We start from the raw sequence: 19,694 nt of genomic DNA on the forward strand, positions 1-19,694 counted from the left end.
CACCTAACAGATGCGGGTGAGGCAGAGTTTCAAGGCCTCACCCGCCACTTACTCAAAGGTTCAGCCTGAAGCTTATTCGATCTGTGCGATGAATCCGGCCAGCACCCCGTTGAACCGGTCCGGATACTCCCAGAACATCATATGGCCACCAAAGGCCTGCACCGAGCTGTTGGGCGTATGGACGGCAAGGTAGGCCTTGGCACTGTCGGACCAGTGATCGGCGATCACGAAGGCCGACGGCAGCTTCGCATCGACCTCCTTGGCCGTCTCCAGGTAATTGCTGAAATTTCCGGCCGCCAGATAAGCCGCGGCCACGAAAGGTGGCGACTTGGTCGACTGGTCAACAATCCAGCGGGACAGTTCCGGCGTGTAGTCCTGTTCGATCATGACCTCGTCGGCATACCAGTTGATGACGTTGCGTTGGCCTTCAGCTGACTGAATGCCGCTGTAAAGTTCCGCAATTTCCGCGACACTTCCCTCAGCCCAGTCGCCGTCGTTGCCGGTTAGCGGTGTCGGCGAAAGATCGATGCACATATGGGCGGACGCAGCATCCACAGACCTTGTCTTGATGAATTCCCAAGTGGTCAGGCAACCGAATGACCACCCCACCAGCACCGGCTTTTCGACCTTGAGATGATCAAGCAACTTTGCAAGGTCAGCCCCCTGGGTAACGTAGTTATTGCCTTCCAGTGTCAGCGTCGAGCGGCCGTGGCTTCGAGGATCGAAGCTGATGACCCGGTGGTCTTTCGCAAAGGCTTCGATCTGATGTTCGAAAACCTGTGTGGTGAAGGTCCAACCGGGAACAAACACGATCGGAAGTCCCGATCCGTGATCCTCGTAATAGAGATCGACCCCGGGCTCGACTTCAAAGAAGTCACCGGCAATTGCCGGAGCTGCCATTGCAAGTGTCAACAGCACCGACCGGGCACATGTGGCCAAAGTTCTCGATGTGTAGTCAGTCATGTCTCTCTCCCCTTATGGTCACAGGAAAAGCGCAATGCCCCCAATGGATTATATCATTAACAAAACCTTAACGTGTACTAAAATTTCAAAAATCAATTTATGCGTGTATTTTTATCAGTGACGTTTTGAGCAGGTTCCGAGAACCGTCATCACCGCGCCAAACCACTTGGACAGGGACATTTTACTGCCTTGAGTGTGCTGGTGGGACGGGCAAAACCGTAGGGATTTCCGGTAGAAAGGGAGGGATCGTTTTCAACGCGAAACATTTGTTTCACAAATTGACAATGTAAAAAACAAATGGAACAGTAACCGGATGGAAACCATTTCGCCGCCCCATCTTCGCACCGCAATTTCGGCCAATTATGCCGACCTGAGCGATGCATTGCGTACGGCAGCGGATTACATTGCGGAAAACCAGGTGGAAATCGCCACCCGCAGCCTGAGGTCGGTCGCATCGGCCAGTGGTGTTTCGCCGGCGAGCTACACCCGACTTGCAAGGGCACTGGGTTTTTCTGATTACGAAGCGTTGCGCGAACAGGCCCGGAACGAGTTGAGCCACCGTGGGCGGGACACGTTTCAGGACAAGGCCAGGAAGCTGCGCTCGGATGCCGACCTGCCTCTGCTGCCACGCCAGGTCTCCGCTTGCATCGACAACATCAAGGCACTGGTGGACGACATTGACCCGGCCGTTCTGGATGCTGCCGTCGACCGGCTCAGCCAGTCCCGCAAGATCATCCTGATAGGCGCCCTCGCCTCAGCAGGTTTTACCGACTATTTCGCCTATCTGGCCAAGTGGTTCGATGACAGGTGGGTCGTTGCCGGGCGCAATGGTGCCACTCTGGGCAGCACGCTTGCCGGCATTACATCGGCCGACACGGTCATCGTCCTGTCCAAGCACCCTTATGCCCACCGTTCGGTACGCGCGGCAAAAGTGGCGGCAGGAAATGGTGCACAGGTGATCGTCCTGACCGACAGCCACGCCTTTCCAGGGTTGCAATTCGCGAATTACCACTTCATACAACGCACTGAAAGTCCACACTTTTTCTCGTCTTACGCAGCCACGCTTGTGCTTATCGAAACCATTACAGGCATGCTGGTTGCGCGGGCCGGAGCCGAGGCGGAAGCCCGGATCCAGGAGGTCGACAGACACAATCGTCTGCTCGACGAATTTGAAAACGTCTAGCGTGGATCGCCATGCCGGACACAAGAATTCAAACAAAGGGAAGCCAAGTCAAATGATGATGAAACTGAACCTTGCGGGCGCCGTCATGGCGACCAGCATCGCATTCACCGGCGCAGCCTCTGCAGAGCAATTCATCACCATCGGCACTGGTGGTGTGACTGGCGTTTACTATCCGACCGGCGGAGCCATTTGCCGGCTCGTCAACAAGGGCCGCAAGGACCATGGCATTCGTTGCTCCGTGGAATCCACCGGCGGGTCCGTCTACAACATCAACACGGTGCGTGAAGGCGAACTGGAGTTTGGTGTTGCGCAGTCCGATTGGCAGTATCACGCTTACAACGGCACCTCGCAGTTCGAGGAAAAAGGCCCGTTCGAAGACCTGCGAGCCGTCTTCTCCGTGCACCCCGAGCCGTTCACCGTCGTTGCCCGCGCCGATAGCGGCGTCACGTCCTTCGAGGACCTGAAAGGCAAGCGGGTCAACATCGGCAACCCGGGTTCCGGTCAGCGCGGCACCATGGAAGTTCTGATGGAAGCGATGGGCTGGTCCACGGATGACTTCGCGCAGGCGACCGAGCTGAAGGCTGCGGAACAGTCTGCCGCCCTCTGCGACAACCAGATCGATGCCATGGTTTACACGGTCGGCCACCCGTCCGGTTCCATTCAGGAAGCGACCACGGCGTGCGATTCCAAACTCGTGAACGTTGACGGCCCGGTTGTCGGAAAGCTGATCGAAGACAACAGCTACTACCGCAAGGCAACCATCCCGGGCGGCATGTATCGCGGCAATGACGAAGACGTCACCACCTTCGGTGTCGGCGCGACCTTCATTACGTCCGCCAAGGTGGACGATGAAGTCGTCTACACGCTGGTCAAGTCAGTGTTCGAGAACTTCGATGCCTTCAAGAAGCTGCATCCTGCCTTTGCCAACCTGAAGCCGGAAGAAATGGTGAAGGACGGCCTGTCCGCACCGCTTCATCCGGGTGCTGCGAAGTACTACCAGGAACAGGGCTGGATCAACTAATCCTTGCCAACATTTCGGGTCCGGACCATGTCCGGGCCCGTTTCTCTGCTGCGGCCCATTGAACGACACTTTGGCCAAGGCATTTCTTGAATGAATTAACAGATGCCACGGGCTGCGTGGCTGTCGGGTGCCAGCCGAGCGCAACGCCGACGTTGCGCTTCAGCCGGAAGACCGGGGGAACTTCATGTCTGAACAGAACCAGCCGAACGGACGGGACCAACGACAGGGACTATCCGAAGAAGAACTTCAGGAACTCGTCGCCTCCTCCGATTCCGGGTCCAGGAACCCTGCCGGATCCGTCGGGATGATGATCGCCACCGTGGCCCTGATCTGGTCCTGCTTCCAGGTTCTGCTCGCCTCCCCCATCGTCTATTACGTCCTGCCGTCGGACATCATCAACAACAGCCGACAGGTGCATCTGGCGTTTGCGATGTTCCTGGCATTCATGGCCTACCCCGCACTGTCGAGCAGTCCGAGACACCGCGTCCCGATCCAGGACTGGGCCCTGGCGTTTTTCGGCGCCTTCATTTCGCTTTACGGCTTCTTCTTCTACGACAAGATCGTTGCCAACGGCGGTCTGGCCGACGACACAGACAAGTGGTTCGCCCTTGCCGGTATCGTGGTCCTGTTTGAAGCCGCGCGCCGGGCACTCGGCCCGGCCATGGCCATCGTCGCAACCGTATTCCTGCTCTACGTCTTCTTCGGCTCCTCAGAATGGGTCCCGGAAGTCATCCGCTGGAAAGGCGCTTCGCTGCAAAAGGCGATGAGCCACATGTGGATCACGTCGGAGGGTGTCTTCGGTATCGCGCTCGGTGTCTCCACAAAGTTCGTCTTCCTGTTCGTGCTCTTTGGCGCCTTGCTGGACAAGGCGGGCGCGGGCAACTACTTCATCAAGATGGCCTTCGGCGCGCTCGGTCACCTGAAGGGTGGCCCGGCCAAGGCAGCCGTTGTCGGCTCTGCAGCCACCGGCCTCATTTCCGGCTCATCCATCGCAAACGTCGTTACCACGGGCACATTCACCATTCCGCTGATGAAGCGTGTCGGCTTTACCTCTGAACAAGCGGGATCGGTCGAGGTCGCATCATCCGTGAACGGCCAGATCATGCCGCCGGTGATGGGCGCCGCCGCCTTTCTGATGGTCGAATATGTCGGCATTTCCTATGTCGACGTGATCACTCACGCCTTTCTGCCGGCCGTGATTTCCTACATCGCGCTGGTCTATATCGTGCACCTTGAAGCCGTTAAGCGGAACATGCCAACCATCGGGCACAAGACCGTTTCGACCCTGCGCACGATCATCGGCATGTTCGTGTTTTTCGCGGCCTTTGCCGCTCTTTGCTATGGCGTGCAATACCCGGTCGGCTGGATTGTCGCCCTGGTACCGGAAGGCGCGTCGTGGATCCTCGCGCTACTGGTTTTCCTTGCCTATATCGCTCTGTTGAAACTGGCTGCCAGCGTCGATGACCTTCATCCGGACGACCCCAATGCCAAGGAGATCACGCTTCCGGATATTTCGCAGATCTACAAGGCTGGTCTCTACTACCTGCTCCCGATCGTCGTGCTCGTCTACTTCCTGATGATCGAGCAGAAGTCACCGGGCCTTTCAGCCTTCTGGGCAACGGCTCTGCTCTTCGCGATCCTTCTGACCCAACGTCCGATCAAGGCGATCTTCCGGGGCGAGAACGAGACGGTCGAAGCTTTCAAGGAGGGCGTCAACGACCTCGTCCACGGCATGATCGACGGTGCCCGCAACATGATCGGCATCGGTCTTGCGACTGCGACAGCCGGCATCATCGTCGGCACGGTCACCCTGACCGGCATCGGCCAGGTGATGGCAGATCTTGTCGAGTTCGTATCCGGTGGCAATCTGGTGCTGATGCTGGTCTTCGTCGGCGTCCTGTCGCTGATACTTGGCATGGGTCTGCCAACAACGGCCAACTACATCGTGGTGTCTTCACTGATGGCCGGGGTCGTGGTCGAACTCGGCGCGCAATCCGGACTGATAGTTCCGCTCATCGCCGTGCACCTGTTCGTCTTCTATTTCGGCATCATGGCGGACGTAACGCCACCCGTAGGTCTAGCCTCCTTTGCCGCGGCAGCGGTGTCAGGAGGCGATGCCATAAAGACCGGGTTCACGGCATTCTTCTATTCTCTGCGGACGGTCGCTCTGCCCTTCGTCTTCATCTTCAACACCGATCTTCTCCTGATCGACGTCACGGTGACCCAGGGCATACTCGTCTTCATCATGGCGACGATTGCCATCCTTGTGTTTACCGCAGGCACCATGGGCTATTTCCTGACCAAGAACAGGATCTACGAGAGTGTTGCCCTGGTGCTGGTCGCCTTCGTGCTGTTTCGTCCGGATTTCTTCATGAACCGGATCCAGCCTCCGTTCGAGATCGTCTCGCCGGACCGTTTCGTCCAGGCAGTTGGCGATGCACCTGCAGGCAGCGAGATCCGCCTGGTGCTGAGTGGTCCGGATTTCGACACCGGCAACACGATGGAAACGCGCATTGCGATCACGCCCGGAAGCGAAGACGGGGGCGAAGCCAGATTGCAGGCGCTTGGCCTGACGACAATCGAAGAAGACGGTGTTCTGAAGCTGGAGGAACCCTTCCCGGGGACGCCCTACTTCGAACAGCTCGGAACGTTCGACTTCTACGGCGACGAACCCGTGGTCGTTAAAGAAGCTCGCCTCGAGGCGGATCAGTTGCCGAAGGAGCTGATCTATATTCCGGGGCTTCTGCTTCTGGCCCTTGTCTTCATGCTCCAGCGCGCCCGCGCAGGCCGGACCAACCGTGAAGAAGGAGTAGCGGCATGACGAAATCCATCTTGTGCGCCGTCGACGTCCAGCAGGTCGACGACACCAAGGTTCTGGAAACGGCCGACAAGCTCGCCCGTCTGGACGGTGCCCAGCTCGATGTGATCACGGTCGTCCCGAGCGCCGGTATCAATCTTGTCGCTTCCTATTTCGACGAGAACTTCCAGGGTCAGATGGTGGCGGAAACCCAGAAAAAGCTGGTCGAGAAGGTCTCAAGCGTCCTCGGAGCGGAAAGGAACAGCGAAATCCGGCATCTGGTCGCCACCGGCTCCATTTACGAGGAAATCCTGGAAGTCGCGAAAAAGACCGGGGCAGACCTCATTGTCATTGGCGCCCACCAGCCGCATCTGAGCGAATTCCTGCTCGGACCAAATGCAGCTCGGGTCGTCCGTCACTCGAAATGTTCGGTCTATGTGGTGAGGAACTGACGCCTCAGCCGGCTTCCAACAGCGCGGATTTCAATCGCTCGGCCTCTGTGCCGAGCGGCCGCATGTTCGGCCAGGCGATGTAATAGCCCATTCCCGTCTTGAGCGTAGCGCCTTCCAGCGGCACGAGCCTTCCCGAAGAAATCTCTTCCCGCAACAATGGCAAGGCGCCAAGCGCAATGCCGAGCCCCTTCAAGGCCCGCCCTATAGACTGATTGTAGCTTGCACATGACTGAACAGGCCAATCTTTCAGATCCAATCTCCCTGTCCGCTGGATCCAGCCTGTCCAATCGATCCAGTTCGGAGCAAGACGCGGGTAGTTGAGAAGCGCCGGCTGTTTCCCACCACCTCCTGACCGCAGGGCGTCAATAATTTCCGGCATCCCGACAGGTGTCAGGACCTCCTGAAACAACAATTCCGACTGCCAGCCCGGAAACCGGCCGTCCCCGTGCAGGATGACAAGGTCGTGCTCTGGTTTGAGCAGGTCTCCCAGATCGTCTGCTGTTGCCAGATTGAACAGGCAGGCTTCGTCTGACAGTGCAAATTCCTTGAGCTTAGGCTGGAGCCAGAAGGCAGCAAGTGCCGTCACAGACGCAATCCGCACGACAGGCCTCTCCGGCACTTTCAGCGCACTCAGCGCCTGCGTCAGATAATCCAGCGTCATGCCGGTCTTCTCGGCAAGATATGTTCCTGCTTCCGTTGGCTGAAGCCTGCGGCCGGACCGCTCGAACAGGTCGACGCCCAGCCAGTCTTCCAGCTGCCGGATGCGTTTGGAAACGGCTGCCTGGGTCACGAAGAGTTCTTCTGCAGCTTCTGTAAAGTTCAGATGACGCATGGCGGCTTCAAAGAAGACCAATGTGTCGAGCGGCGGGAGTGATTTTCGATAGGCTTGCATTACTGGAGGTTATCCAATGACCCGATTTTTTCCAGTCTTTTAAAGAATCGAAGCTCGGCCGATATTCCATCCAGTTGAACTGGAGACGATTACAAATGGCGGAACTGGACTGGCACGCGGAGCGCAGCGACCTTCAGGGACTGGCGCAGCTTGACCGCGCACCCGAGGTGGAAGGGATCGATCTGGTGGCCGTGCGCACATACCGGCAGCAGCGTGTGCGGCAGAAGATGGCTGAATATGGTGTTGATGCGGTAATCCTCTCCGACCCGGTCAACATCCGCTATGCGACCGGCACGCGGAACATGCAGGTTTTTTCCATGCGCAATGCCCCGTCGCGCTACCTGCTGCTGACCCAGAACCGCTCCATTCTTTTCGAGTTCACCGGCTGTCTTCATCTTGGAGAGGGCTATGAAACCGTCGATGAGGTCCGCCCCTCCAAAACCGCGAGCTTTGTCGCTGCCGGTCCTCATATTGCAGAGCGCGAACACGCCTGGGCGGCGGAGATGGCCGATACCATTCATGAGCTGACAGGCTTGAAGGACGCCACGGTGGGGCTGGAACGGCTTAATGCGGGAACAGCCATCGCGCTGAAAGAAGCCGGGCTCAACGTGGTCGACGCGCAGCAACCCGTGGAGATGGCGCGCGCGATCAAATCGCCGGAAGAAATGAAATGCGTGATTGCTTCGTTGCGCGCGACGGAAATAGGCGTCGGCAAGCTGCGTGAAGCAATTCGCCCGGGGCTTACCGAAGCCGAACTCTGGTCAGTGCTGCACAAGTCGATCATCGCGCAGAACGGCGACTATGTCGAAACGAGGCTGCTGAATGCTGGCGCGCGCACCAATCCATGGTTCCAGGAAACATCTGACAACGTCATCGGCGCGAACGAGCTGATAGCCCTCGATACGGATGTTGTCGGCTGCCACGGTTATTATGCCGACTTTTCACGCACCTTTCACTCCGGCCCGGACCGGCCGACGGACACCCAGCGCGAACTTTACAAGGTCGCCTACGAACAGGTTCACTACAACATGGGCATTCTGAAGCCCGGAATGAGCTTCCGGGAATATGCCGACCGGGCGTGGAACATCCCCGAGCGCTACTATGCCAACCGCTACTATCTGTCTGCCCATGGCTGCGGCATGACCGGCGAATACCCCTACCTCTATCACCATGGCGACTTTCCGGACGCCGGTTATGACGGTGTCGTGGAACCGGGCATGACACTGTGTGTCGAAAGCTACATTGGCGAGGATGGTGCCAAGGAAGGCGTCAAGCTGGAGCAGCAGGTCCTGATCACCGAAACCGGCATCGAGACCCTGTCCAGGTTTCCGTTCGAGGCACATCTGCTGACCTGATGAGCAGCTCAGCTCCCGAGCGCCAGGACAAGGGCAAACAAACCGACGAAAACGAGGCTGGCTGCCCAGACCCTGTCCAGGTTGAACCACGCCTTTTGCAGGAACCGAAGGCCCAGCCAGAAATAGACGCCGATGGCCAGCAGGCCACCGGCAAGCGCCATGGCGAGCGTGTGGACCGCAGCCACGAGCAACGCCATCCTCAAATCTGCCCCCATGAGAGTTCCGGCCGCCGCGTGGCCTGCCTCCTGCTCCATTGCGCAGATGCCCAGGTAGATAGGCACCAGCATGAGCCCTGCCCCATGAGCAATCGCCACCAGAAAAGACCACAGGCCGAGCTTCGCCGGTGAAATACGGGCCAGAAAGCGCGGATGGCGATCAGCGATCAGCAGGTACAGCCCCATGCCGATCACCAGACAAGCGGCGCCAATGCGGATTTCCCGTTCCAGGGAAACCAGCGTGATCATTGCCGAAAAAGGCAAGAGAATAACCAGCATTGCCGCCAGATGCCCGACCGCCAGCAGCAACAACGCACGCGGCAGGGCCAACGCGCGTTGTTCCATCAAGGCAGCCGACACCGCCAGCGGCCAACCCATGCCCGGGTTCACGCCGTGATAGAGACCAGACGCAATGACGGCCCACCAGAGAGCCGACAAACTCGCCTCTTCCAAAACCTAGACCGACGGGAAGCAGAAACTGTCGGTAGAGCAGTCCCCGCCTTCAAGCCGGATCTGGTGCGACCTGTAGCCCGCCGGAAACTCGACCCAGAAATCCGGATCGAGCGTCAATCCGCCACCGGCTCCAACACGGGCCATCACCATCGCGGCGCCGCGCTCGCCCGGATAGAACTGTTCGTCCCAGGTGGAATAGAGCGAGTTGGTCCAATAGACGCGCTGACCATCCCGGCTGATCTCGACCATTTGCGGTCCGTAACCGAAGTCCTTGCCGTTCGGGTGTTTCGTCTTCTTCACGATCCCGCCGATCTCGACCTTGCCGGCAAGCGTCGGGTTCATTGGGTCGGAGACATCATACTGATGCATTTCACCGGTGCCCCAGCATGCGACATAGAGATATTTGTCATCGAGACTCAGGTCGATGTCGGTCACCAGCGGTGGAACAGCGGAAAACCCCTTCAGCATTTCGGGCAGGTCTGCGGGATCGGCCGGCTGCGGGTCGATGGTGATGGTCTTCCTGGCCTCAAACGTGCCATCGTCCTTGCGCCACCAGGTGAAGATCGCCCCTTGCAGGTTGGTTGTGTCGACGACAACGCCACAAAAGCCGTATTGTTTGGCGGGATCGTGGGCAGGGCGAACCTCGAGCGCCATCTGGTGGTTTTCGCCCAGATCGATGGTCTGGATGTTCTTTCGCCCGCGCAGATCCCAGAAATGCAGGCTGTGGCCGTATTTGTTGGACAGAAGATCTTCTGCAACGAGACCGTTCTCGAACTGCGGCGGCAGTCCCCACTCCGACGACACCATGTAGTCGCGCGGCAGGTTCCACCAGAAATCATAGTGTTTGTCCTGGATGCCACGATCCATTTCATACCGGCCGAGAATGTCGAAGGTCTCGCAGTCCATTATAAAGATGCCCGGAGGCCCGTCGGTGCCATCCGCACCGCCTCCCCCAAGGGTCGAGACATAGATACCTTCCGGCCCGCAATGGATGGTGTGCGGGCGGGAATAGCCTGTCTTGGCGAAGACTTCTTCCGGTTCGATGATCTTGTGAATTTTCGCTTGAAGCGGCTCTTTCACGTCAACGACGTAGATGCGCGACGACCGGATGCCCGGAATGATCAGGTAACGGCGCTCGAGAAAGGCATGCCCTGTCAGCGGCGACAGCGCCGAGGAACAGGCGTTCCACCCGAAATGGTGGAATTCGTCTCCCTTGTTCGGCATGAAGACGGTATGCACGATCTTGCCGTAGTCAGGACTTTGCGGATCGACATTGACGACAGCCAGACCATCGGGTTGAGAGAAATCTGGACTGAGCATCAGGGTGAAAGCCAGCTTCTCAACCGGCGCTTCCATAGCCATGCGCGGCGTCGGATAAAAACTCGGATCGGGCCTTAAATTCATGTCGTCCTCCCAAAACGTGATGACATTCAAGACGGGATGTCCGCATTCCTTTTCTTGTTGTTACCGACTTCCCGAATTCGTCTCCTATGCTGCTTGTCCTGCATTTTGCAGCCGGGCCGCGCCAATGATCACGGTGCCGACCATTGGCATTTCCAAATGCGACTTTAGTACAATGCCTGAAATACGATCAGGGGTCGATGGCGAAAACGCATCCTAACTTTGATGAAGAAGAAAGAACAGAAAACCTAGAAACAGGAACTTATTGCGACCCGGTTTCAACCAGGCTCGATTTTGCGCAATAATATGCCTCAGAACAAAAATCGACCCTAGGCAATCCTGCCATTGCCGCCTATTTAATCGTAAGATTGCGATGGATCGAACCAACCTTGGCTCCGATCGACGCCTTCCTTTACTGTCCGACCCGTTCCGGAGACCCTTTCACATGAGTGACCCGACCTACACCCCGCCCAAAGTCTGGACCTGGGAACAGCCGAGCGGCGGCCAGTTCGCCAATATCAACCGGCCGATTTCCGGTTCAACCCACGAAAAGGACCGGCCTGTCGGCAAGCATCCGCTTCAGCTTTATTCTCTGGCGACCCCGAACGGCGTCAAGGTGACGGTGATGCTCGAGGAGTTGCTCGCACTCGGTCACAAGGGCGCTGAATATGATGCCTGGCTGATCAAGATCAACGAAGGCGATCAATTCTCCAGTGGTTTCGTGGAAGCCAATCCCAATTCCAAGATCCCGGCCCTTGTCGACCACTCGACCGAAACCCCGACGCGCGTGTTCGAATCCGGTTCCATTCTGCTGTATCTGGCCGAGAAATTCGGTGAATTCCTGCCCAAGGATCCGGCGAAGCGCACCGAAACGCTGAACTGGCTGTTCTGGCAGATGGGATCCGCCCCTTATCTTGGCGGCGGCTTCGGCCATTTCTACGCCTATGCGCCGGAAAAGTACCAATACCCCATCGATCGCTTCGCAATGGAAGCCAAGCGCCAGCTTGACGTCCTCGACAAGGCGCTGGCTGATCGCCCCTACATCGCCGGTGACGACTACACCATCGCCGACATGGCGATCTTTCCCTGGTATGGCGGAATGGTTCTTGGCCGCGCCTATGACGCGGCGGAATTCCTCTCCGTTCACGAATACAAGAATCTCCTGGCCTGGGCCCAGAAGATCGATGCCCGCCCGGCGGTTGTTCGCGGGCGCAAGGTGAACCGGACCTGGGGAGAAGATCACGAGCAGCTTCCGGAGCGTCATGATGCCGCGGATCTGGACGCAAAAGCCGCGCTGGACCCGGCAGCAGAATAAATTTTCGTCCGGCAGCGGCTCTTTCCCCAGGAACCGCTGCCGGGGTTTTACGCACGACCAGTCTTTGGTCATTTTGCCTTGATATGTGTATAGGGCCGGGAAAATTTACTAATTCCGGGCCTTATTTGAGTATTCCGACTGCCGAATGCCCTCGCCCACAGTTTCCGATACCCCTATTTTGTAAATCCCGTGAAATTTATATCGCGCTGCTCTCACTGTGCAGTGCGGTAATACCCTCCAAATTCAATCGCAAGACACCTTGTCATAAGTAATATTTTCGTTTCTAAATTCGCAGCACATTTGTGAGGGACAGGACGCACGGGGGGAGTTTGTTAGCCAATCCGGCCAACTTGCCCTTACCAAAGGCCAATTCCTCGACACTTGCTGGAGAGACGTATGCCAGAAGCCCTAAAGATCGGCACACCAAAGGAAACCTTCCCCGGGGAGAACCGTGTGGCGATGACACCCGAATCCGCAAAGCAGCTGCAGAAGCTTGGCTTCTCCTGCCTTGTGCAAAGCGGAGCCGGGACCGCCGCCGGATTTTCCGACCAGGCTTATGAAGAAGCCGGCGTTGAAATCGTCAAGACTGCCGCAAGTCTTTGGAAGAAATCGGACATCGTAACCAAGGTCCGGCAGCCCGATGACAAGGAATTGGGCTATCTGACAAAGGACAAGACCCTGATTTCCTTCTTCAACCCGGGTGGGAACACCGACGGGCTGGAAAAGGCGAAGGAATCGGGCGCCAGCGTCATTGCCATGGAGATGGTGCCGCGTATCTCGCGTGCCCAGAAGATGGATGCTCTCAGCTCCATGGCCAACATCGCCGGATATCGCGCCGTTATCGAGGCGGGCAACAATTTCGGCCGCTTCTTCACCGGCCAGATCACTGCTGCAGGCAAGGTGCCGCCTGCGAAGGTCTTGGTCGTGGGAGCAGGCGTCGCGGGTCTGGCGGCCATCGGCACATCCACGTCGCTCGGCGCGATCACCTATGCATTCGACGTGCGCCCGGAAGTGGCCGAGCAGGTCGAATCGATGGGCGCTGAATTCGTTTATCTGGATTTTGAAGAAGAACAGCAGGATGGCGCTGCGACCGGCGGTTATGCCAGCGTTTCCTCACCAGAGTTCCGCGAAGCCCAGCTTGCAAAATTCCGGGAACTGGCTCCGGAGATGGACATTGTCATCACCACGGCACTGATCCCGAACAGGGATGCACCGAAGCTGTGGCTGGAAGACATGGTCAAGGCCATGAAGCCGGGCTCGGTCATCGTCGATCTTGCCGCCGAACGCGGCGGCAACGCGGAAGGAACGGTCAAGGACGAGAAGGTCGTCACCGAGAATGGTGTCACGATCATCGGCTATACCGACTTCCCCTCGCGCATGGCCGCTCAATCGTCCACGCTTTATGCCACCAACATCCGCCATATGCTGACCGACCTGACGCCCGAGAAGGATGGTCAGATCGTTCACAACATGGAAGACGACGTCATCCGTGGCGCGACCGTGACCCATGAAGGCGAGATCACCTTCCCGCCGCCGCCGCCCAAGGTGCAGGCAATCGCGGCGAAATCGAAGGAAAAGCCGAAGGAACTGACGGCGGAAGAAAAGCGTGCGCAGGAAACTGCCGCCTTCAAGGCGCAGACCAAGCAGCAGGTGACCCTGCTGGCGGTTGGTGGCCTGCTTCTGCTGCTGGTGGGCCTCATCGCCCCGGCCAGCTTCATGCAGCATTTCATCGTTTTCGTGCTCTCGGTATTCGTCGGTTTCCAGGTGATCTGGAACGTCAGTCACTCGCTGCACACGCCGCTGATGGCTGTCACCAACGCCATTTCGTCGATCATCATTCTCGGCGCGCTGATGCAGATCGGATCCGGATCGTTCCTGGTCATCCTGCTGGCAGGCCTGTCCGTCTTCATGGCCGGGATCAACATCTTCGGCGGTTTCCTCGTCACCCGGCGCATGCTCGCCATGTTCCAGAAATCCTAAGGAGGCCGGCAGATGGAATTCGGTTTCACGACCGCCGTTTACGTTGTTGCGGCTGTTCTGTTCATCCTGTCTCTGGGAGGCCTTTCCGGCCAGGAAAGCGCCAAGCGCGCCATCTGGTACGGTATCGCCGGCATGGGACTGGCCGTTGTCGCCACCCTGATCGGTCCGGGCTCTGGCCTGTGGCTCCTGTCTCTCATCCTGATCGCTGCCGGCGGCATCATCGGTTATTTCGTGGCGCAGCGCGTCCAGATGACCGAAATGCCTCAGCTGGTCGCCGCCATGCACTCACTCGTGGGTCTGGCCGCCGTGTTCGTCGGCTACAATGCCTATATCGAGCTCGGCAACGTGCTGGCGATGGGCGAGGAAGAACGCAATGCGCTTGAAGGCTTCGCCGCTATCCTGGCGCACAAGACCCCGATCGAACAGTCGATCCTGAAGGTTGAAGTGTTCCTTGGCGTCTTCATCGGTGCCGTTACGTTCACCGGCTCTGTCGTCGCTTTCGGCAAGCTGGCCGGCAAGCTGACCTCCAAGGCGGAAAAACTGCCTGGTGGCCACATGCTGAACGCAGGTGCGGCCGCACTCAGCGTCATCTTGTTGCTGATGTTCCTGAACGGGGCCGGCATCTGGACGCTGGTTCTGATGACGCTGCTGGCGTTCTTCATCGGTTACCACCTGATCATGGGCATCGGCGGCGCCGACATGCCTGTTGTGGTGTCGATGCTGAACTCCTATTCGGGCTGGGCCGCGGCCGCCATCGGCTTCTCGCTTGGCAACGATCTGCTGATCGTCGTCGGCGCGCTCGTCGGTTCTTCCGGTGCGATCCTGTCCTACATCATGTGCAAGGCGATGAACCGCTCGTTCGTCTCCGTTATCCTCGGCGGCTTCGGCAACACCACCGGTCCGGCCATGGAAGTGGAAGGCGAACAGATCGCCATCGACAGCGACGGTGTTGTTGCGGCGCTTGAAGATGCCGACAGCGTCATCATCGTTCCGGGCTATGGCATGGCAGTTGCCCAGGCACAGCAATCGGTCAGCGAACTGACCAAGCGCCTGCGCTCCAAGGGCAAGGAAGTGCGCTTCGCGATCCACCCAGTCGCAGGCCGCCTTCCCGGCCACATGAACGTGCTCCTGGCCGAAGCCAAGGTGCCGTATGACATCGTTCTGGAAATGGACGAGATCAACGAGGACTTCCCGTCAACGGATGTCGTGATCGTCATTGGTTCCAACGACATCGTCAATCCGGCTGCCCAGGAAGACCCGAACTCGCCTATCGCCGGCATGCCGGTTCTGGAAGTCTGGAAAGCGAAGCAGGTCTTCGTTTCCAAGCGCGGCCAGGGCACCGGTTACTCCGGCATCGAGAACCCGCTGTTCTACAAGGAGAACACGCGCATGTTCTACGGCGACGCCAAGGCCAGCCTCGACAAGCTGCTGACCCAGATCGGCTAAGTCTGAGTAACGAGATATCGAGAAGCCGTCCCGGGAGACCGGGGCGGCTTTTTTGATGACAGAGCCACGCCTCCTCCACCGTCATTCCGGACAAGCGCAACACAAGTTGCGCGCCGATCCGGAACCCAGATATCAGCGTGAACGCAGCGAACACCGTTGCTCTTTCAAGCTCTGTGTGCCGTTGGCACGAGTATGTCTGGATTACGGATCGGCGTTCGGCTTTGCCTCACTTTTCCGGAATGACGGCCCCAAAAAACAAAGGCCACCTGAATATCTTCAGGTGGCCTTTTTGTTGTTTCTAAAAGAAGTGCCCTATCCGCGAAGCCGGGCGCCGTCCTTGTCGAAATAGAACGACTTGCCTTCCGCGATGCCGAAGCTCAACTCAGCACCCGGCTTGATCTCGTGCTGGCCGAAGAGCCGTGCAGTGATCTGCTGGTCTTGCACTTTCGCGATCACGTTGGTGTCGCCGCCGAGCTGTTCCACATGCTGCACAGACGCTTTCAGTTGCCCCTGGTCGCTGAGGAACAGATCTTCCGGGCGCACTCCCAACGTGCGGTCATCGCCTTCACTGACCAGGCTTGCGGGCATGAAATTCATGGCCGGCGAACCGAGGAAACCCGCCACGAACTGGTTGACCGGATTGTTGTAAAGCTCCATCGGGCTGCCGATCTGCTCGACGCGGCCAGCGCGCAGGACCACGATCTTGTCGGCCAGCGTCATGGCTTCGGACTGGTCATGTGTCACATAGATCATCGAGGTCTTGAGCTGCTGGTGCAGGTTGGCGATCTCCAGCCTTGTGTTCATGCGCAGCGCTGCATCAAGGTTCGACAGCGGCTCGTCGAACAGAAACAGTTTCGGATGGCGCACGATGGCCCGGCCGATCGCGACACGCTGGCGCTGGCCACCGGAGAGTTCCGACGGATAGCGGTCGAGATAGTCCTCCAGGTTCAGCATGCGGGTTGCCTCGGCAACGCGCTGGTCGATCACCTGCTTGCTCTGCTTTTCCTGCTTGAGCGCCAGTGTCATGTTGTTGCGCACGTTCAAATGCGGATAAAGCGCGTAGCTCTGGAACACCATGGCAATGCCGCGTTTGGACGGCGGCGTCGTGTTCACGATCTCCCCGCCGATGCTGACCTCGCCGGAGGAGACGTCTTCAAGACCTGCGATGACCCGCAACAAGGTGGACTTGCCACACCCTGACGGTCCGACGAAGACGACAAACTCGCCGTCTTCCACTTCGAGATTGATGTCCCTCAGGACATGGACGTTGCCGAACGACTTGTTGACGTTGGTCAGGGTTAGCGCCGTCATGGCGTTAGCTCCTTTAGCATGACTGAGTGACCGGTGCGGATGCTCTCGTCGGCGGCAAGGCAAATTGCCAGCGACCGGACGGCATCCAGCATGTGCCGGTTGAGATCGATGTTTTCCGAAATCGCACGAAGCATGAAAGCCTGCTCGGCGTCGCAAAGTTCCTGATGGCCGGGTTCACCCGGCAGATCGATGCGCCGGTCTCCTTCCGGGCGATGGACCAGAAGCCCGCCGACCCTGGTGTGGCCGTCAACATCGGCCGATGCACCCTTGTCGTCCTCGACTATCGAAACGGAGCCTGCGGGCGAAACGACATCCTTCACGAAGAAGGCGGTCTCGGACATCATCGGCCCCCACCCGGCTTCGTACCAGCCGACCGAGCCATCGTCGAAGAAGACCTGAAACTGGCCATAGTTGTACATGTCCGGGCCGATTTCGTCGGAAAGCCGCAGCCCCATACCGTGCACCTTCACGGGTTCGGCGTCGGTAATCTGGCACCAGACATCGACATAATGCACACCACAATCGACGATGGGAGCAGTCGTCTGCATCAGGGCCTTGTGGGTTTCCCACTCCGCTCCCGAGCTCTGCTGATTGAGGTTCATGCGGAAGACATATGGTCCGCCGAGCCCCCGCGCCTCCTCAATCAGCCGTACCCAGGACGGATGATGCCGCAGGATATAGCCGACCGCGAGTTTGCGGCCGGTTTCCCCGGCGCAAGCAACCACCCGCTTTGCATCGGCCACGGTTGTCGCCAACGGTTTTTCGACAAATACATGAGCGCCTGCCTGCATCGCCGCAACCGCATAATCCGCATGGGTGTCGGAATAAGTGGAGATCACCACCAGGTCCGGTTTGGAGGTATCCAGTGCCTGCGCGTAATCCGTGAACACCGGATAGCCGGCAAGATCCGGATGGGTCACCCGTCCGGAACGGTTGACGAGACCGACGATCTCGGCGTCCGCATGCTTGTGGTGAGCCAGGGCGTGGGAAAGTCCCATGTTGCCAAGGCCGACGATCAGAACCCGGATCATTTGACAGCTCCCGAGGTGATGCCGCGAATGAGCTGGCGTGAGAAGATGACGTAAAGGACGAGCACCGGCAGGATCGCCATCGAAAGCGCGGACAGGACCGCGTTCCAGTCGGTAACGAACTGGCCGATGAACACCTGACTGCCCAGGGTCAGGGTCTTGGTTTCTTCAGCAGGCGCCAGGATCAGCGGGAACCACAGATCATTCCAGATCGGGATCATGTTGAAGACGGCAACTGTCGCCATCGCCGGGCGCACGAGCGGCAGCACAAGGCGGAAGAAGATCGTGTATTCCGAAAGCCCGTCGATACGTCCGGCGTTCTTCAGATCGTCTGACACCTGCCGCATGAACTCGCTCAGGATAAAGACAGCCAGCGGCAACCCCTGCGCCGTATAGACCAGGATCAGCGCCATCAGCGAGTTGACCAGACCGGTGGCAACCATCATTTCCAGAATGGCCACGGTGCCGATCCGAATCGGGATCATGATGCCGAGTGCCAGATAAAGGCCCATCAGCATGTTGCCCTTGAAGCGGTATTCGCTCAGGGCAAAGGCCGCCATTGCCCCGAACAGCAGGATGAAGGTCAAGGACACCACGGTGACGATCATGGAGTTCTGGAAGTAGAGGAAAAAATCCCCCTGCTTCATGACCGTCTGGTAGCCGATCATCGAGAAGCTTTCGGCGTCCGGCAGTGCCAGCGGTTCCCTGAAGATCGCCTTGCGGGTCTTGAAGCTGTTGACCAGGATCACGAAGACCGGGAACAGCGCGATCAGCGTATAGAGGATCAGGGCGCCGTGCATGGCGGCGGTGTTGAGCGGGTTGGTACGCGCCTTGTTCATGTGACGACCTCCCTTACAGCTGATATCTGCGCATCCGGGTCTGGATGCCGAAGAGGTAGAGACAGACGCCGATCAGGATGATCGCGAACATGGCGCTTGCGATTGCCGAGCCCATGTAGGGATCGCCCAGCTGAAGCTGGAATCCGAAGAACGTGCGGTACATGAAGGTGCCGAGAATATCGGTCGAGAAGTCCGGCCCTGCCAGCGCCCCCTGTGCCGTGTAGATCAGGTCGAAGGCATTGAAATTGCCGACGAAGGTCAGGATCGAAATGATGCCGATGGACGGCAGGATCAGCGGCAGCTTGATCTTCCAGAAGGCCGACATGCCGGTGATGCCGTCAATTTCGCCAGCTTCCAGTATCTCTTCGGGAATGGACAGCAGCGCGGCATAGATGAGCATCATCGGGATGCCCACGAACTGCCAGACCGAAATGAGCGACAACGTGGTCAGTGCGTACTCTTCCTTGCCGAGCCAGGGCGCGAACAGGAACTTCAGACCGACGGCATCCAGCATGGACGGAGCGATGCCCCAGATCGGCGACAGGATCAGCTTCCAGGCGAAACCGACAATCACGAAGGACAGAATTGTGGGAATGAAGATCGCCGAACGGTAGAAGGCCGCAAACCGCAGTCGCGGATGGCTGAGGATGGCCGCCAGGGCGATGCCGATCGGGTTCTGAACCAGCATATGAATGATGAAGAACCAGAAATTGTTCCCCAGCGCGTTCCAGAACTGATCCGACCAGAGTGGATCGCCAAGAAGCGTGGTGAAATTCTGCAGCCCCACGAAGACGCGCTCCTGGTCAATCTTGCTGTAGAGGGCAAGACGAAGCGTGTTGAAGAGGGGAAAGATCATCACGGCCGTGTAAACAAGGACCGCTGGGGCCAGGAACACGACGATATGCCAGCGGAAGCGAGGCCTGCTCATAAAAAGCTCCGGTCAAATGCCCCGGGCAGGCAGCAGCCTGCCCGGGATATAGACTTTCCTTGGGCAGGCAGAGGCTTGCCCGGGACACAAACTTCCCTTGGGCAGACAGAGGCCT

Annotated in this window: 16 protein-coding genes; 8 read left to right on the forward strand and 8 right to left on the reverse strand. The window is 58.4% G+C overall.

The genetic code is table 11. The annotated features are described in order from the left end of the window. Positions 1 to 72: 72 nt before the first annotated feature. A complete protein-coding gene (locus HCG46_RS25480) occupies positions 73 to 963 on the reverse strand; it encodes an alpha/beta hydrolase (protein ID WP_168687846.1) in 891 nt (296 codons plus the stop codon). Positions 964 to 1,276: 313 nt separating this feature from the next. On the opposite strand from HCG46_RS25480, the gene HCG46_RS25485 reads away from it, so the two are divergent. From HCG46_RS25485 to HCG46_RS25500, 4 genes are all read left to right on the forward strand, one after another. Continuing rightward, entirely contained in the window at positions 1,277 to 2,146 is an 870-nt protein-coding gene (locus tag HCG46_RS25485; RefSeq protein ID WP_055659167.1) for a MurR/RpiR family transcriptional regulator, read from the forward strand. A gap of 52 nt (positions 2,147 to 2,198) precedes the next feature. Then, positions 2,199 to 3,167, forward strand: coding sequence for a TAXI family TRAP transporter solute-binding subunit (locus HCG46_RS25490; RefSeq protein WP_023000225.1), 969 nt, complete (start codon positions 2,199 to 2,201; stop codon positions 3,165 to 3,167). A 184-nt stretch (positions 3,168 to 3,351) separates the two neighbouring features. Further along, entirely contained in the window at positions 3,352 to 5,988 is a 2,637-nt protein-coding gene (locus HCG46_RS25495; protein WP_168687847.1) for a TRAP transporter permease, read from the forward strand. Beyond that, positions 5,985 to 6,416, forward strand: a complete 432-nt coding sequence (locus HCG46_RS25500) for a universal stress protein (protein WP_023000227.1) — start codon at positions 5,985 to 5,987, stop codon at positions 6,414 to 6,416. Before HCG46_RS25495 ends, HCG46_RS25500 begins: the two co-directional genes overlap by 4 nt. Before the next feature lie 4 nt (positions 6,417 to 6,420). On the opposite strand, the gene HCG46_RS25505 is transcribed toward HCG46_RS25500, so the two are convergent. Continuing rightward, on the reverse strand, positions 6,421 to 7,308 hold the full coding sequence (locus tag HCG46_RS25505; RefSeq protein ID WP_168687848.1) for a LysR family transcriptional regulator: 888 nt from the start codon (positions 7,306 to 7,308) through the stop codon (positions 6,421 to 6,423). Between the two features lie 95 nt (positions 7,309 to 7,403). Here HCG46_RS25505 and HCG46_RS25510 point away from each other — a divergent pair, with 95 nt between their 5' ends. Continuing rightward, positions 7,404 to 8,663 (forward strand): Xaa-Pro peptidase family protein, encoded by a 1,260-nt coding sequence (locus HCG46_RS25510; RefSeq protein WP_168687849.1) that lies wholly within the window; start codon positions 7,404 to 7,406, stop codon positions 8,661 to 8,663. A gap of 8 nt (positions 8,664 to 8,671) precedes the next feature. Here the strand turns inward: HCG46_RS25510 and HCG46_RS25515 are convergent, their stop codons facing one another. After that, complete coding sequence (locus tag HCG46_RS25515; protein WP_286185539.1) at positions 8,672 to 9,256, reverse strand: hypothetical protein; 585 nt, start codon at positions 9,254 to 9,256, stop codon at positions 8,672 to 8,674. A 78-nt stretch (positions 9,257 to 9,334) separates the two neighbouring features. Then, positions 9,335 to 10,735, reverse strand: a complete 1,401-nt coding sequence (locus HCG46_RS25520) for a selenium-binding protein SBP56-related protein (protein WP_031269032.1) — start codon at positions 10,733 to 10,735, stop codon at positions 9,335 to 9,337. Between the two features lie 442 nt (positions 10,736 to 11,177). On the opposite strand from HCG46_RS25520, the gene yghU reads away from it, so the two are divergent. The 3 genes from yghU (at position 11,178) to HCG46_RS25535 (ending at position 15,473) form a co-directional block, all read left to right on the forward strand. Then, positions 11,178 to 12,047, forward strand: coding sequence for a glutathione-dependent disulfide-bond oxidoreductase (gene yghU / locus HCG46_RS25525; RefSeq protein WP_062489222.1), 870 nt, complete (start codon positions 11,178 to 11,180; stop codon positions 12,045 to 12,047). 396 nt (positions 12,048 to 12,443) lie between these two features. Then, positions 12,444 to 14,027 (forward strand): Re/Si-specific NAD(P)(+) transhydrogenase subunit alpha, encoded by a 1,584-nt coding sequence (locus tag HCG46_RS25530; protein ID WP_055659157.1) that lies wholly within the window; start codon positions 12,444 to 12,446, stop codon positions 14,025 to 14,027. Between the two features lie 12 nt (positions 14,028 to 14,039). Then, positions 14,040 to 15,473 (forward strand): NAD(P)(+) transhydrogenase (Re/Si-specific) subunit beta, encoded by a 1,434-nt coding sequence (locus HCG46_RS25535; protein ID WP_023000234.1) that lies wholly within the window; start codon positions 14,040 to 14,042, stop codon positions 15,471 to 15,473. 312 nt (positions 15,474 to 15,785) lie between these two features. On the opposite strand, the gene HCG46_RS25540 is transcribed toward HCG46_RS25535, so the two are convergent. Genes HCG46_RS25540 through HCG46_RS25555 form a run of 4 tightly spaced genes read right to left on the reverse strand, consistent with a single transcriptional unit; the run spans position 15,786 to position 19,579 of the window. Further along, positions 15,786 to 16,784, reverse strand: a complete 999-nt coding sequence (locus tag HCG46_RS25540) for an ABC transporter ATP-binding protein (RefSeq protein WP_168687851.1) — start codon at positions 16,782 to 16,784, stop codon at positions 15,786 to 15,788. After that, positions 16,781 to 17,815: a Gfo/Idh/MocA family oxidoreductase gene (locus tag HCG46_RS25545; protein ID WP_082444664.1), complete on the reverse strand. Its 1,035-nt coding sequence runs from the start codon at positions 17,813 to 17,815 to the stop codon at positions 16,781 to 16,783. The genes HCG46_RS25540 and HCG46_RS25545 overlap by 4 nt, the downstream gene beginning before the upstream one ends. Further along, on the reverse strand, positions 17,812 to 18,651 hold the full coding sequence (locus tag HCG46_RS25550; RefSeq protein WP_023000237.1) for a carbohydrate ABC transporter permease: 840 nt from the start codon (positions 18,649 to 18,651) through the stop codon (positions 17,812 to 17,814). Before HCG46_RS25550 ends, HCG46_RS25545 begins: the two co-directional genes overlap by 4 nt. Positions 18,652 to 18,664: 13 nt before the next feature. Continuing rightward, positions 18,665 to 19,579: a sugar ABC transporter permease gene (locus HCG46_RS25555; protein WP_023000238.1), complete on the reverse strand. Its 915-nt coding sequence runs from the start codon at positions 19,577 to 19,579 to the stop codon at positions 18,665 to 18,667. Between the last annotated feature and the right edge of the window lie 115 nt (positions 19,580 to 19,694).

The sequence above is a fragment of the Labrenzia sp. PO1 genome (genome assembly GCF_012273635.1).
In the GTDB taxonomy this organism is placed as follows: Bacteria; Pseudomonadota; Alphaproteobacteria; order Rhizobiales; family Stappiaceae; genus Roseibium; species Roseibium algicola.

Bases quoted from the DNA above. Each gene is read 5' to 3' on its own strand.
- HCG46_RS25480 (WP_168687846.1), bottom strand. From the start codon at position 963: ATGACTGACTACACATCGAGAACTTTGGCCACATGTGCCCGGTCGGTG.
- HCG46_RS25485 (WP_055659167.1), top strand. From the start codon at position 1,277: ATGGAAACCATTTCGCCGCCCCATCTTCGCACCGCAATTTCGGCCAAT.
- HCG46_RS25490 (WP_023000225.1), top strand. From the start codon at position 2,199: ATGATGATGAAACTGAACCTTGCGGGCGCCGTCATGGCGACCAGCATC.
- HCG46_RS25495 (WP_168687847.1), top strand. From the start codon at position 3,352: ATGTCTGAACAGAACCAGCCGAACGGACGGGACCAACGACAGGGACTA.
- HCG46_RS25500 (WP_023000227.1), top strand. From the start codon at position 5,985: ATGACGAAATCCATCTTGTGCGCCGTCGACGTCCAGCAGGTCGACGAC.
- HCG46_RS25505 (WP_168687848.1), bottom strand. From the start codon at position 7,308: ATGCAAGCCTATCGAAAATCACTCCCGCCGCTCGACACATTGGTCTTC.
- HCG46_RS25510 (WP_168687849.1), top strand. From the start codon at position 7,404: ATGGCGGAACTGGACTGGCACGCGGAGCGCAGCGACCTTCAGGGACTG.
- HCG46_RS25515 (WP_286185539.1), bottom strand. From the start codon at position 9,256: ATGGGTTGGCCGCTGGCGGTGTCGGCTGCCTTGATGGAACAACGCGCG.
- HCG46_RS25520 (WP_031269032.1), bottom strand. From the start codon at position 10,735: ATGAATTTAAGGCCCGATCCGAGTTTTTATCCGACGCCGCGCATGGCT.
- yghU (WP_062489222.1), top strand. From the start codon at position 11,178: ATGAGTGACCCGACCTACACCCCGCCCAAAGTCTGGACCTGGGAACAG.
- HCG46_RS25530 (WP_055659157.1), top strand. From the start codon at position 12,444: ATGCCAGAAGCCCTAAAGATCGGCACACCAAAGGAAACCTTCCCCGGG.
- HCG46_RS25535 (WP_023000234.1), top strand. From the start codon at position 14,040: ATGGAATTCGGTTTCACGACCGCCGTTTACGTTGTTGCGGCTGTTCTG.
- HCG46_RS25540 (WP_168687851.1), bottom strand. From the start codon at position 16,784: ATGACGGCGCTAACCCTGACCAACGTCAACAAGTCGTTCGGCAACGTC.
- HCG46_RS25545 (WP_082444664.1), bottom strand. From the start codon at position 17,815: ATGATCCGGGTTCTGATCGTCGGCCTTGGCAACATGGGACTTTCCCAC.
- HCG46_RS25550 (WP_023000237.1), bottom strand. From the start codon at position 18,651: ATGAACAAGGCGCGTACCAACCCGCTCAACACCGCCGCCATGCACGGC.
- HCG46_RS25555 (WP_023000238.1), bottom strand. From the start codon at position 19,579: ATGAGCAGGCCTCGCTTCCGCTGGCATATCGTCGTGTTCCTGGCCCCA.